A 12,955-nucleotide genomic window follows, 5' to 3' on the forward strand; every position below is an offset into this window, starting at 1 on the left:
TGTTAAAATGAGGCATATAATGAAGCTTATCAGGCTCCCCGCCCTTTCAGATAACTATATTTGGTTACTTTGTGATGAAGACAAACGTTGTGTTGTTATCGATCCTGCTGAATCACGCCCCGTCATGGAAATTTTAGCAGCTAACCAACTTATTCCCGCTGCTATCCTGCTGACACACCATCACTACGACCATGTTGGTGGTGTCGCTGGCTTGTGCAAACAATACCCTGAATTACCTGTGTATGGTCCAGAAGAGACCCTAAGTAAAGGGGCAACCCATATTATCCATGAACATAATGTCATTGATATTGGTCATTTCTCTTTCCAGATTATAGCATTACCGGGTCATACACTTGGCCACATCGCTTTCTATCAGGCACCTTACCTGTTTTGTGGAGATACCCTATTTTCAGGAGGTTGTGGCAGACTATTCGAGGGTACTGCTGAACAAATGTTTTCTTCTCTTAGAAAAATCGCATCGCTACCCGATGACACATTAATTTGCTGTGCTCATGAATATACAGCCACAAATTTGAGATTTGCACAGGCAGTATTACCTGAAAATCAAACAATTAACGATTATTATAAAAAAATTATTGAGTTACGCGAAAAACATCAAGCAACAGTGCCCACTACTTTACAAACAGAGAGAAAAATTAACGTCTTCCTAAATTGTCACGATCTTGATTTACAAAAAAATATCGGTATCAAACCTAATTCAATGCCACTTTCTTCTGTTTTTCAGCAATTAAGGGCTTATAAAGATCGATTTTGATTTTGTTGGGTTGTCTTCTGCGTAATAGGTCAGTATGATTGCTCACCTTTTAGGCATACATCAAAAGAAAATATGAAGACAAAAGCGATCTTGTTCGCGTCTGTCTTGCTTGCCGGGTGTCAGTCGGGTCTTCAACCAAAGTCTCCCTCCCAGCAGCATGTACAGAAAATGTCTTCGACTAATCAAAAAGTAGCAGGTATTGCAGAGCCAAACGATACTGCAAACTGGAAGGTGAGTCCGACAGCCCAACAAGATTTGTGGGGACATATCCGTGATGAGTTGAAGATGGAAATTCCTGACAATAACAGGGTGCGTGAACAACAAAACTATTATCTGAAACACAAGAGCCATCTCCAAAATGTGGCGTTGCGAGCAGAACCATATATATATTGGATCGTTGAGCAGATTGATCAGCAAAATATGCCCATGGAAGTAGTCTTACTTCCCATAGTGGAGAGTGCTTTTAATCCCCATGCTACGTCTTACGCCAAAGCAGCAGGTTTGTGGCAGATTATCCCTAGTACAGGCCGCCATTATGGTCTGACACAGGATAAATGGTACGATGCTCGTCGTGATGTCGCTGCATCTACTACCGCAGCTTTAGATATTCTTGAGCGTTTGAATGTGCGCTTTAATGGGGATTGGTTATTAACTATCGCAGCTTACAACAGTGGCGAAGGCCGGATTGTACGTGCAATTAAAGAAAATCAGTCGCGGGGAAAACCGACAGATTTTTGGTCATTAGCATTACCTCATGAAACCATGCATTACGTCCCCAAAGTACTGGCGCTCAGTAATGTCATTCGTCACAACGAGAAATTTGACCTTAAATTGCCAAAACCCAACAATCAACAGGCTCTCGCCAAAGTTGAAGTAGGGCAACAAATCACATTGTCACAAGCTGCTGAGTTATCTGGGTTATCACTGACTTCCATCAAAACCTATAACCCTGGCTATAAGCAAGGTATGACATCTCCCTATGGGCCACATTACATTATGTTGCCGAAAGAGAATGCCAGCCAGCTTAAACACTCGCTGACAGATGAAAATGTTTTGAAAAATATCCGTCTGGCTGTCGCCAGAAATATTCGTCAGCTACAGCAACAGAGTCATTACACTGTTCGTTCTGGTGATACGTTATCAGCGATTGCAAAACGTTTTAAGACATCTCACCAGCAGCTACAAAGGCTAAATAGCTTGAAGACGGTTGATAGACTCAGGGTTGGACAGGTTTTGAAAGTTAATACTAATGATCCTGTTATGTATCAGGTTCGCAAAGGTGATTCCTTTGCCAGCATCGCCAAACGGCATGGCGTAAATCTTAATGATCTGATGAATTGGAATAAAAACATCAAGCTCAAAGACATTAAACCCGGTATCGCTCTGACGCTTTATATTAACTAATTTATTTTATTCCACCAGCATATAACTTCCTGCCTTTCAGGCAGGGAGTTTTTGCTGTGCCAGATCTTATAACCTTGTACACAACATATAGTAATTCGAATATACTCAATATATTTCAAGTTCAATAAAGGAATCTCACTTTGTCATCATTTGCCAGTGATACAGATAATTTCCCTGACAGCTTCAATGAAATATATAAATACCTGCTACTTCCTGCCGGATATCACTTTAGTGTTATTCCCTATCGGGAAAATGAAAGCCATGAGTATGAAGCAATACGATTCGGGCTTAATAATAAATCAATCCTTTTTCGCCAAGCCAAAATTACTCCACGCAAAATAGGTCACTTTGTCACATTGTGGAAAAGGCCTTTCCCTGATACAGAAATAATGCCATTTGAACAAAAAGATAATATTGATTTTTGCATGGTAGTAACCTATTCAGAGAATCAGAAAGGTTTCTTCCTGTTTGATTCAGATATTCTGACCACGCAAGGCATATTTTCCACTGGAAATAAAGAGGGAAAAAGAGCTATCCGAGTATATCCCTCTTGGGTATTTCCTGATTCAAAACAATCAATTAAAACACAAAAATGGCAGTCTTCATATTTTATAAATTTAGAGAATCAATTATTTTCCATTGAAATGTTTAATAAAATATTTTCTAACTAAAATAGTAATATTCCAATGCTATTAAAAAAATATAATCTTAATAAAATAACTTTAAATATCATTTCAACTTGATTTTATAAATGATCTAAAACAAGATACTGTGGAACCATAGTTCCACTTTATTCAATGATTATCGTCGCCATGCAACAACGTTTTATAATCCTGCCCACCATTGAATACACCAAGAATAGACACAGATTCCGATTCTACTATATGAACGCAATATAATCGTATAATTCGACTATATGCGTTTCAGTCTCGAGTGAAAATATAACGGTATGATTCATTTCGACTGATCGTGCCGTTCCGCCAGATGAAAACAAACCTGATCAATGCTAACGGCTCGTAATGGGTCAGATTTTAGGACGTCATAGGCAGGGCCAACTTGATTATGCAACCAGTTTTCGAACGCGGGATTTCACAATCTCCACCATCTCTCATTCGGCAAGGTTATGCGCATTTATTGTGTGGTTCGCATCGCTTTAACCTCCAATCGTGTTCAGTAGCAAAAGTTCCACCACCTCTAAAATTGAGGAATTTTTTAACCAAAATATGCGGCTCTGCCGAACAACATAGCAGAACCGCATATTTACAGATGTTTATGTTCAGACAATCCTGCTTAAGTTCTCAGCCCTCTGCCCGACTCGATCAAATACCAAGCTAGTAAGTAAAAACCGAGAATAAACATACTCAGCATACCTAATGTCATTACCAGAGACACATCAGCAATACCGAGGAAGCCATAGCGAAATCCACTGACCATATAAACGATTGGATTCAGCTTCGATACTATCTGCCAAAATTCAGGCAGTAAAGTCAGGGAATAAAACACACCGCCTAAATAGGTTAATGGCGTCAGCACAAAAGTCGGAATGATGCTGATATCATCGAAAGTTTTCGCAAAAATGGCATTCAATAAGCCAGCTAATGAAAATAAGATCGATGTTGCCAGTAGGGTTATTACAACCATTCCCCATGAGTGGAGCTGTAATGGCACAAAAAGCAAAGAAACCAGTGTAACTAAAATGCCCACACATACACCACGAGCCACTCCACCGCCGACAAACCCGGCAATGATGACATGTGTTGGCACAGGTGCAACCAGTACTTCTTCAATACTACGCTGGAACTTAGCACCAAAGAAGGAAGAGGAGACGTTCGAATATGAGTTAGTGATCACAGACATCATAATCAGGCCGGGAACAATAAACTGCATATATGCTACGCCCCCCATTTCCCCAATGCGGGAACCCACTAGATTGCCAAAAATGACAAAATAGAGAGACATAGTAATCACAGGCGGTAGCAAAGTCTGTACCCAAATACGGCCAAAACGAGTAACTTCTTTAATCCAGATAGTTTTTAATGCCACCCAGTATAGTTGGATCATTGACGGGCTCCTTGGTTATTATTTGTCAACCCAACAAACAGCTCTTCCAGGCGATTCGCTTTGTTGCGCATACTGTTAATTTGGATGCCCTGCATACTCAATTGGGAAAAAATATCATTTAATCCCTGCCCGCGTTTCACATCCACTTCTAATATGATGGTGTCTACCAAACGATAGCTATAACCTTGCAGAATCGGCATATTTCCTTTCGGTGCTAAATCGAATAAAAACGTTTCCAGTTCCAGTTGGCTGAGTAAATCCTTCATGCTGGTATTTTCCACCAACTCACCATTCTGAATAATACCAATATTACGGCACAGCATTTCAGCCTCTTCCAGATAGTGAGTTGTCAGGATGATAGTCGTTCCCTGTGCATTCAAAGTTTTCAAAAACTCCCACATGGAGCGACGCAGTTCAATATCCACCCCAGCAGTAGGTTCATCTAAAATTAATAAATTGGGTTCGTGTATCAAAGCACGGGCAATCATTAGACGGCGTTTCATGCCTCCTGACAAACGGATTGCCCGTTCATTGCGTTTGCCCCATAGGTCCAGTTGTGACAGATAGGTTTCCGCTCTGCTTTGCGCCACATCGCGTGGTACGCCGTAATATCCCGCCTGATTTAATACAATCTGAATCACTGTTTCAAATGGATTGAAATTAAATTCCTGCGGCACTAAACCCAACTGACGTTTAGCATTGACCAGGTCCGTATCAATATCGTAACCAAATACGTTGACCTTACCGCTACTTTTATTAACCAAAGAACTGATGATGCCGATGGTGGTCGATTTTCCTGCACCATTTGGCCCCAAAAGCGCGTAGAAATCGCCAGCTTCTACACGTAGATCAATCCCACGCAATGCTTTTACTCCACCTTTATAGGTCTTCGTGAGCTGTGTTAACTCCAATGCATAAGCCATAAGTAAACAACACCTTTATTATTTGCTATTTTTGAGTGCAAGATAGAGATTATGCCATTATTTTCCCTATGCTTCTTTTCAATGATAGAGATCAAATCAAAAACATTACTCAATTAAATATTAAATTCTCAATTAATGTTGTATATGATTCTATCTCAAAAATGTTGCCAGGCTATTAGTCATGATGAGAAAAATTGAAGAGCTGTTTGCCAGGAACAAACAGTGGTCTAAATCCGTAAATGAAGAAAACCCGCATTTCTTCAATGAATTATCAAAAGCACAAAAGCCCCACTTTCTATGGATAGGCTGTTCTGATAGCCGTGTACCTGCTGAAAAGCTTATCGATGCCGCACCGGGTGATCTTTTCGTCCACCGGAATGTTGCGAACCTTGTTATACATACCGATTTAAATTGTTTATCCGTTGTACAATATGCTGTCGATGTTTTACAGGTTGAGCATATTATCATCTGTGGTCACTACGGATGCGGTGGTATTGAAGCGGCAGTAGACGGCACTGAATTAGGCTTAATCAATAACTGGCTGCTTCACATTCGTGATTTGTGGTACAAACACAGCTCAATGCTTGGCGAGTTGCCGCCTAATGATCGACTGAATCGTTTATGCGAACTGAATGTTATTGAACAAGTTTATAACCTTGGTCATTCAACCATTATGCAATCAGCATGGAAACGTGGGCAAAAAGTAATGATCCACGGTTGGGTATACGGTTTGAAGGATGGTGAACTACATGATCTGGATATTACCGCAGACAGCCGGGAAAAATTGGAACTAAATTACCGCCAGACTATCTCTAAGCTGGCTAATAAAAAGTAACAAATTTCTGTAAAAATAAATGGCAGCTAAAACTGCCATTTATTTACTGCACCAATGCCCTTGTACACTAGCGCAAGAATTTACTCTTCCAGCAGAGTAACATGGCCAATATAAGGCAGATGACGATAACGTTGAGCATAGTCAATGCCATAGCCAACCACGAATTTATCTTCAATCGAGTAACCAATCCATTCTACTGGCACATCAACTTCACGACGGGATGGCTTGTTCAACAATGTACAAATTGCCAGCGAGTTTGGTTCACGCAGAGCCAGGATTTCCCGAATTTTATTTAGTGTATTGCCTGAATCGATAATATCTTCAACGATCAACACATCTTTATCACGAATATCTTCATCCAGATCCTTCAGAATTTTCACATCGCGGGTAGAGTTCATTCCATTACCATAGCTGGACGCTGTCATAAAATCCACTTCGTGAGGAACCTGAATTTCACGGCACAAATCCGCCATGAAAATAAACGATCCTCTTAACAGACCAACCAATACCAGTTCACGATCGCTATTGCGGTAATGCTCTGTGATCTGTTGCCCCAGTTCAGCAATACGTTGCTTAACCTCCTGCTCGGAGAGCATTATTTCTACAATATGTTTTGGTTTACTCATAACTATATATTTTTAAACAAAAATTAAAATAAAATCATGTGTCTTTTTACGAAAAGTGATACACCGATTGATATACCGTTCACCACACAAAGACGCACACACAAAAAAACATGAGAACAAAATATTTTGCAAAGCATATCAGAATTCACCGCCTACAGTAAAAGGAGGGTTGAATCTATGACTACCTACAAATATCGTTGCCAGTGAGTAGAACAGTACACTAAACGTTCTGACCTTGTGATAGGAGGTTACAATGCATTTCGTCGGAAGGTATTAAAAATTGCGGTGACGGCTAACCAATTGTGCCACCTCATCGAAGCAAATAACACAGTAGGTAATTAGATGAGGTGACTATTTCCCTGATATTTTCCGGTATTAGGGTAATTATTTTGATGATTTATCGCGAATTTTGCGTTCGATAAGATTACCGTTCATATCAAAATAACGGCTCGGCCAGATTTCAGACGGGTGAATGTCGAGATAATTAGCAATAATCCATTCGCCTTTAGGCCAAGGACGTGACAGCGTGTTGGCTAATGTAGAAGAACTCAATCCCGCTTCACGAGAAACAGCCGCCAAGGTTGTACCACGCTTACGCAATGCAGCAATAATATCGGCTTGATGCCAATCATTTCTAATATTATTCATTCCTGCTACCCCTTCCATTAATTAATATTGATGGTGGCGATTCAGACAGGGTTCGCAGTACCGGGGACGATCGTTCCGGCGAGGCCGAAGCCTCCCCTGCCTGAACCGCCATTGAAAATGGCGATAGCAGACACACTGGTAGAAACTTCCTACCAGTGGATCGTCCTATACAAGGCTGCGAAACCCTGACCAATAGATTTTGCTAATGGCGCGATTACTTTAACTGATTGGTTTATTGGACTCAATAACTGAATCACTAATACCAACCACTAACTCAGCGCCAACTCAACACGTTAAGTCGTTTTTCTGACTTTATTGGCAGCCCATTCATCAACTTCTTTTGCTATCCATAACATAGAACGGATACCCAATCTGCGCGGTTTGGGGAAATTTCCCAGCCTAATCAAATGGTCGATTTGTGATTTTTCCAGTCCGGTCTTCTGCATTACATAGTCCAGACGAATAAAAGTCAGAGTTTCCATCATTCCAAACCTCCCTGACTATAAACTCTTTCGACGTAACGCCCGCGACCATCACCATGCCCCAAATCCATTGAAACCAGTGCCCTTGCTTCCTGACGACTAAAACCATTCTGCTGGTAAAAACTTAGTGCATCCTGCGCCCAGGCATACCGCAAACTGTGGGGTGAATGGCCCCCCTTTAAACCAATTCTTGTGGTATGTGTCCGCCAGTAGTTCATAGCTTGTTTAAGATCTGGTTTATCAATCAGCCTACCGCCCCGTTGTCCTGCAATGGCGATGGCCTGCTCGACAGCCTCTTTTACAGCAACAACATTCAATACGCAGGTTTGTCTTGGTCTGCCGCCTTTTGTGCCGAAAACAACATGAAGTTTTGGCTCTGGCTGCTCTAATTGTTTCCGCCAGCTTTTCAATGAAGCACTGCATTGCACCGCTTCCTGAGAACGTAACCCCATCAAACGAGCAAGTTTCAGTGTGACGGCAAATCCGGCATCACGTTCAAGCGCCTTCTGATAAACATCCTGAAATGTGGCATCAGGGATCGCCTGCTTCGTTCCGGCACGGCTAGTTCCACTTAATCCCAATGCCTGATTGCTCAAACGAGGCGAGATTTCCAGTTTCTCCCTGCCTGCCATACGGAAAATATTGCGTAGCGCAGACATTTCATTTTGCACTGTTCGTTTTGCAATCCCCTGAGATAAACGGACACCAACGTAATGTTCTACATGTTTGGCTTTCAAATGGCTGAGACTTTTAACCTGAATATTCAGGCTCAATAACAACGCGCCCAAACGCCCTGCAATCCGAGTACGGTCATGACAGGTCTTATGGCTGCCACCACCCTGCCGGGCAAAAAACTTCAATTCTTTAATCAATCGGCTCATTAGCTTATCTCCCTACTTATACCTGACAACATGCAATCTCTGGCGCGCGACAATGCTGACAAAACAGGAAATGCCTGCTTTGTCCTTGACGAATATCTGTGCGCCAGAGTGAACGCGGGTTGAGGTATTGCGGGGTATCGGTTAAGTACGCTGTACTGCCGCCTGCATAAACAGGTCATCCCCACTGGCAAAAAGCCAGCCTCGATATCGTCAAGTTCTCCTTTTGATGATTTTTTAATCTATAAAATGCAGTGTCAGATTCACTGCGCTGTTAAGCAGGCATGAGCCTGTAATCGTCATGTTGTCCTTTTGCTGCGGCGTCACTTTCAGCGGTAAACCGACAAAAAGTGACGCCTTAAGCCCCGTAAACGGTCAGCAAAAGTAGTGCAGCGTTGAAGTGCCAGCAGGCACAGCAAAACGCCGCAAGGTAAAGTGTCAAACGGTAGCAATGAGCTAATTATTTAGGTGTAGAAAATCCGTCCGCTGAATATTTCAGGCAGACATAGCTAGACATGAACTGGATGCGTGAAAGCAATCCTGCTCATTGAAGTGAAATGAGATCAAGGCGTAGCCCAATCCCACTGGGCGAAAGGCTATCACCTAACGCTAATGTGAAAAGTAAGCGAGCGCGTGTTTCAGCCCACTTGAAGTCAAATATAAATTAAGAGTGGATCTTCCCCACCCTGAAACCAGCTACGAAAGGCAATGAAAACCATAACCTAACGCGCCTAAGTACCGTTGTACTCTATTAGTTAAAAAAACCTTCACCGCCGAACTAGCTAGGATTGTTCATATTGACGATATCTGCTTCCAAAGGTGCGCAGATGTACCACAATTCTTGCTCTCCCTTTCAGGCTACGGGAGTTTTTTAGTCGCTCGAAAGCGCTTCCTCTCAGACTATGGAAGCATTGGTGACCATCGGAAATGGTGATTGAACGAGTTTAGATTAACGAATCTTTTTAATAGTGGCAAGTGAGAGGGGTGTTTTTATAGGCGCACGAATAAATCTTTTCTCTCTGCGATCCACACAATTATCCTATTATTTTAATCAAAGGAAGTTCCTTTCCTTATAAAGTATGTTAAGTGGAATGCAACATAATCTCGCCTACACTGAATTAAAGGCGAGATGAATAAGGGGCTCCATGATGAATCCACTTTTAACGCAGCATTCTGCCCAATGGGTTGAACAATGGCTTAAAATTTTATCCGATTTAGGGCGAGCATCATCCACTATATCGGCCTATCGCCAAGCATTGAACCACTATTTAACCCATTGTGATATTAACAATATTCAACCTGAACTCGTCACATTTGAACATATTTCGGCCTATCTTCGTCCACAGTTACCCGGCATGGAACACCCAGTGGCAAGTGCGACATTGCAATTGCGGATCACGGCGATCCGTTTGTGGTACGACTTTTTGTTGTATCACAATATTTGCGAAACAAATCCAGTACCTCGCGCCACATCGTCGTCACCCATATTTGTCGGAAGAGGCTTAATTCCGCGTCTCATTAAACTGCCTGTTATTCCGAATGATACTGAATGGTTTCATTTTCTAAAATTGACGGCAACCGCACCACTACGAGACCGATTAATGCTTGCACTGGCATATTATGGTGCATTAAGGCGAGCTGAAGTCACTTCATTACGCATCGAAGATATGGATTTGGCACATCGCTTGATTCGGATCCGTGCAGAAATCACCAAAAATCATCGTGAGCGGGTTGTGTGTTACCACCAAGAAATAGCCTCTTTGCTTATGCGACACCTGAAAGAATTAAAACGTGTAGATTGTACTGGCGGGGCTTTATTTCGTTCTGTGTCAGACAGAAATAATGGGCAACCACTGAGTTATTGGAGTTGGAGCAAAATTGTCAGAGCATGGGCTATTCAAGCAAATTTACCTGATTTGTCAACGCACACGTTTCGACATTTACGTTTAACGCATCTTGCCAGAGCGGGCTGGAAATTGCATGAGTTAGCGACGTATGCGGGACATCGAGATCTGAAAACCACCCAACTGTATTTACATCTTTCAGGTACAGAATTGGCGGCCAAAATGTCAGGGGCTATTGCCGCGATGGATCTGAAAGTCGCTCAGATTTTTTTAAATGGGGACGAGTCATGAAACCGAAAGATATACAGCAGGTTGTGTACACACCATTTGACCGTTCACGCTATATCTTAAGCGATACGCTGACTGAAAGAGAACGAATTGCTATTAGCAGCGTAACAAGGCGTCATCATTACCTCCGTCAAACCAATCCAGAGCCGCCATTGCTGAAACCACTCATCGACATTACCGTATTGAGTGGCTTGTCAACAGAAATTATCAATAAAGCTCTACGGGCCATGCTGTTAAAAACACATGAAGAAAATCTACCGTGTTGGAAATGGCCCCTATCAATTTGGGAGAAATTATTATCTCAGAACCGATTAAGCGGGCCATTACTCACGGCGTTTGCTTATCATCTTGGTCCTATTCAACAGCCACTAAACCTGCCGCGCTGTCGCCAATCTATATTGTATGCTTGTGCTATCTATGGTCACGACATCGTACATTTTGAACTCAGTCGATTGATGAATGTGCTAACAACTCTAGGTTATTCCTCTCAGCATCAAGAACGCACATTGTCTACTGTTCTGGGGACATTGATGCTTGAAAATGGTGATCCTCGATTAGAAACCTTTACGGAAGCGTTACTCAAACAGGGACAAGCACATCGTACAGAAGGAATAGCGCGGGCAATAGGTAAGGTCTCACATGGGCTCTCTTCGATGGGAATTTTAGAGAAGCCATTGCGTATGCGTGGCTATCTAGGTTGGAAGGAAAAAAAGACGGAGGGGATCGCGCCGGAGTGGGTTCATTGGTGTCAACGTTGGCGTGATACATCAGTACTACGACCAAAAACACGGGAAACCAATTACAGTTTTATTTTACGTATTGGGCTCTGGTTGGCAAAAGAGCAACCACACATTTGTGAACCCAAGGATTGGACGATGAGCACCTGTGCAAGTTTCATTGCCGCTTTAAATAAAATAACGGTAGATGAATGGTCATTAGATCCAATAGAAACTCGGCGAGTCTCCCCTCGTTCCAGCCAGCTAATGAAAAGCAACTCGCGATCGTGTTTCTTGTATGCATTACGTCGATTTTTTATTGATTATGAATTATGGGGGTGGGGACGATTAAACCTACGCCCTTATCACCATTTAGCACTTCCTAAGACGCCCTCATTTCATCGTACAATTAATCCCCGAGTGATTGATGACCCTGTTTGGTTAAAATTGATTTGGGCAAGCCTTAATCTCCGCGCAGAAGACATGTTCACTAAAATTCACTATCCATTTGCGATGCATCAAGCAATGGCCGTGATCTGGACACATGCTGGGCTTCGACAAAATGAACTCTTGAGGTTGACTGTTGGTTGTATCAGAGACCAATGCGATGACATTATCCAGGATGATGGCAGTGTGATCCCCGCAGGAACACTCTGTTACTTACAGGTACCTGCTGGCAAGACATCCAAAGCATTCGTGAAACCCGTTGCGGCGATTGTTAAACAATATGTTGATTTATGGCTAAAGGAACGTCCATCAGAACAAGCAGCATTGAGTGATGAACGTACAGGTGAAAAAGTACATTACCTGTTTCAATTTCGGGGAAAAGTCGTAGGGCATTCCATGCTAAATGAGACCGTGATCCCAATGTTGTGTGCCAGAGTCAACATTCCCCTTAGCGACAGTAAAGGAAAAATCACGAGTCATCGTGGCCGGGCTTCTGCTGTCACCGCGCTAGCCAGTGTTCCGCAGGGGATGACTTTACATGAGTTAATGGCATGGTGTGGGCATAAAGATCCCAGTTCAACGCTTCATTATATCCGAATTCGTCCAACGCAACTTGCTGCGTCGTTTATGAAAGCGGATAAAATCTCTCATATGATTAGCGTATTTATTGACCATGATAGTCAATCAATGACAGAAAATGGCCCAGCATTGTACTACGACCTCGGTAATTTATACTGCACCAATCCGTTTTGGAGCAGTTGTCCTCACCGTATGGCTTGCATTGGCTGTGATTTTAGCTTGCCAAAAATGAGCTCTCAAGCGCAAATGCTTGAAAGTAAAATATCAGTAAAACGTTATTTGGAAGAAGTTCCTTTAACTCCTGATGAAAGAGGAATTGTTGAGGGTGATATTGATAAATTAGATAATTATAACGCGATGCTCGACTTTTATGATGAGTTGAAATGACATAGCCGCTCCTTTATAACTTTAAGTCGTCAAAAATAGAGAAATAAAGGAACAAAAGGCTA

Annotated in this window: 12 protein-coding genes; 6 read left to right on the forward strand and 6 right to left on the reverse strand. The window is 42.3% G+C overall.

From position 1 onward, the window contains the following. Positions 1–19 precede the first annotated feature (19 nt). The 3 genes from gloB to Xbud_RS10735 all read left to right on the forward strand — a co-directional run bounded on the left by gloB (position 20) and on the right by Xbud_RS10735 (position 2,850). On the forward strand, positions 20–775 hold the full coding sequence (gloB, locus tag Xbud_RS10725; RefSeq protein WP_099136064.1) for a hydroxyacylglutathione hydrolase: 756 nt from the start codon (positions 20–22) through the stop codon (positions 773–775). 72 nt (positions 776–847) lie between these two features. Beyond that, positions 848–2,179: a murein transglycosylase D gene (mltD, locus tag Xbud_RS10730; RefSeq protein ID WP_099136065.1), complete on the forward strand. Its 1,332-nt coding sequence runs from the start codon at positions 848–850 to the stop codon at positions 2,177–2,179. 140 nt (positions 2,180–2,319) lie between these two features. Further along, positions 2,320–2,850 carry a MepB family protein gene (locus Xbud_RS10735; protein ID WP_099136066.1) on the forward strand — a complete coding sequence of 177 codons (531 nt, stop codon included), beginning with the start codon at positions 2,320–2,322 and terminating at the stop codon, positions 2,848–2,850. Positions 2,851–3,469: 619 nt separating this feature from the next. Here the strand turns inward: Xbud_RS10735 and Xbud_RS10745 are convergent. Beyond that, the gene (locus Xbud_RS10745) at positions 3,470–4,240 is read right to left on the reverse strand and encodes an ABC transporter permease (protein WP_099136067.1); all 771 of its coding nucleotides are present in this window, start codon (positions 4,238–4,240) and stop codon (positions 3,470–3,472) included. Further along, complete coding sequence (locus Xbud_RS10750; protein WP_099136068.1) at positions 4,237–5,163, reverse strand: ABC transporter ATP-binding protein; 927 nt, start codon at positions 5,161–5,163, stop codon at positions 4,237–4,239. Before Xbud_RS10750 ends, Xbud_RS10745 begins: the two co-directional genes overlap by 4 nt. Before the next feature lie 181 nt (positions 5,164–5,344). Here Xbud_RS10750 and can point away from each other — a divergent pair, with 181 nt between their 5' ends. Next, positions 5,345–5,998 carry a carbonate dehydratase gene (gene can / locus Xbud_RS10755; protein ID WP_099136069.1) on the forward strand — a complete coding sequence of 218 codons (654 nt, stop codon included), beginning with the start codon at positions 5,345–5,347 and terminating at the stop codon, positions 5,996–5,998. 80 nt (positions 5,999–6,078) lie between these two features. Here can and hpt read toward each other — a convergent pair whose 3' ends face one another. From hpt to Xbud_RS10775, 4 genes are all read right to left on the reverse strand, one after another. Beyond that, positions 6,079–6,624 (reverse strand): hypoxanthine phosphoribosyltransferase, encoded by a 546-nt coding sequence (hpt, locus tag Xbud_RS10760; RefSeq protein WP_099136070.1) that lies wholly within the window; start codon positions 6,622–6,624, stop codon positions 6,079–6,081. 384 nt (positions 6,625–7,008) lie between these two features. Beyond that, positions 7,009–7,272 carry a helix-turn-helix domain-containing protein gene (locus Xbud_RS10765; protein ID WP_099136071.1) on the reverse strand — a complete coding sequence of 88 codons (264 nt, stop codon included), beginning with the start codon at positions 7,270–7,272 and terminating at the stop codon, positions 7,009–7,011. Between the two features lie 293 nt (positions 7,273–7,565). Next, on the reverse strand, positions 7,566–7,757 hold the full coding sequence (locus Xbud_RS10770) for an AlpA family phage regulatory protein (RefSeq protein ID WP_244589918.1): 192 nt from the start codon (positions 7,755–7,757) through the stop codon (positions 7,566–7,568). Next, positions 7,754–8,635 carry an integrase domain-containing protein gene (locus Xbud_RS10775; RefSeq protein ID WP_099136072.1) on the reverse strand — a complete coding sequence of 294 codons (882 nt, stop codon included), beginning with the start codon at positions 8,633–8,635 and terminating at the stop codon, positions 7,754–7,756. Before Xbud_RS10775 ends, Xbud_RS10770 begins: the two co-directional genes overlap by 4 nt. A 1,142-nt stretch (positions 8,636–9,777) precedes the next feature. On the opposite strand from Xbud_RS10775, the gene Xbud_RS10780 reads away from it, so the two are divergent. Next, positions 9,778–10,767 carry a tyrosine-type recombinase/integrase gene (locus Xbud_RS10780; protein WP_099136073.1) on the forward strand — a complete coding sequence of 330 codons (990 nt, stop codon included), beginning with the start codon at positions 9,778–9,780 and terminating at the stop codon, positions 10,765–10,767. Then, on the forward strand, positions 10,764–12,893 hold the full coding sequence (locus Xbud_RS10785) for a tyrosine-type recombinase/integrase (RefSeq protein ID WP_099136074.1): 2,130 nt from the start codon (positions 10,764–10,766) through the stop codon (positions 12,891–12,893). Before Xbud_RS10780 ends, Xbud_RS10785 begins: the two co-directional genes overlap by 4 nt. Positions 12,894–12,955: the final 62 nt, after the last annotated feature.

Source organism: Xenorhabdus budapestensis, assembly GCF_002632465.1.
In the GTDB taxonomy this organism is placed as follows: Bacteria; Pseudomonadota; Gammaproteobacteria; order Enterobacterales; family Enterobacteriaceae; genus Xenorhabdus; species Xenorhabdus budapestensis.

Bases quoted from the DNA above. Each gene is read 5' to 3' on its own strand.
- gloB (WP_099136064.1), top strand. From the start codon at position 20: ATGAAGCTTATCAGGCTCCCCGCCCTTTCAGATAACTATATTTGGTTA.
- mltD (WP_099136065.1), top strand. From the start codon at position 848: ATGAAGACAAAAGCGATCTTGTTCGCGTCTGTCTTGCTTGCCGGGTGT.
- Xbud_RS10745 (WP_099136067.1), bottom strand. From the start codon at position 4,240: ATGATCCAACTATACTGGGTGGCATTAAAAACTATCTGGATTAAAGAA.
- Xbud_RS10750 (WP_099136068.1), bottom strand. From the start codon at position 5,163: ATGGCTTATGCATTGGAGTTAACACAGCTCACGAAGACCTATAAAGGT.
- can (WP_099136069.1), top strand. From the start codon at position 5,345: ATGATGAGAAAAATTGAAGAGCTGTTTGCCAGGAACAAACAGTGGTCT.
- hpt (WP_099136070.1), bottom strand. From the start codon at position 6,624: ATGAGTAAACCAAAACATATTGTAGAAATAATGCTCTCCGAGCAGGAG.
- Xbud_RS10765 (WP_099136071.1), bottom strand. From the start codon at position 7,272: ATGAATAATATTAGAAATGATTGGCATCAAGCCGATATTATTGCTGCA.
- Xbud_RS10770 (WP_244589918.1), bottom strand. From the start codon at position 7,757: ATGATGGAAACTCTGACTTTTATTCGTCTGGACTATGTAATGCAGAAG.
- Xbud_RS10775 (WP_099136072.1), bottom strand. From the start codon at position 8,635: ATGAGCCGATTGATTAAAGAATTGAAGTTTTTTGCCCGGCAGGGTGGT.
- Xbud_RS10780 (WP_099136073.1), top strand. From the start codon at position 9,778: ATGATGAATCCACTTTTAACGCAGCATTCTGCCCAATGGGTTGAACAA.
- Xbud_RS10785 (WP_099136074.1), top strand. From the start codon at position 10,764: ATGAAACCGAAAGATATACAGCAGGTTGTGTACACACCATTTGACCGT.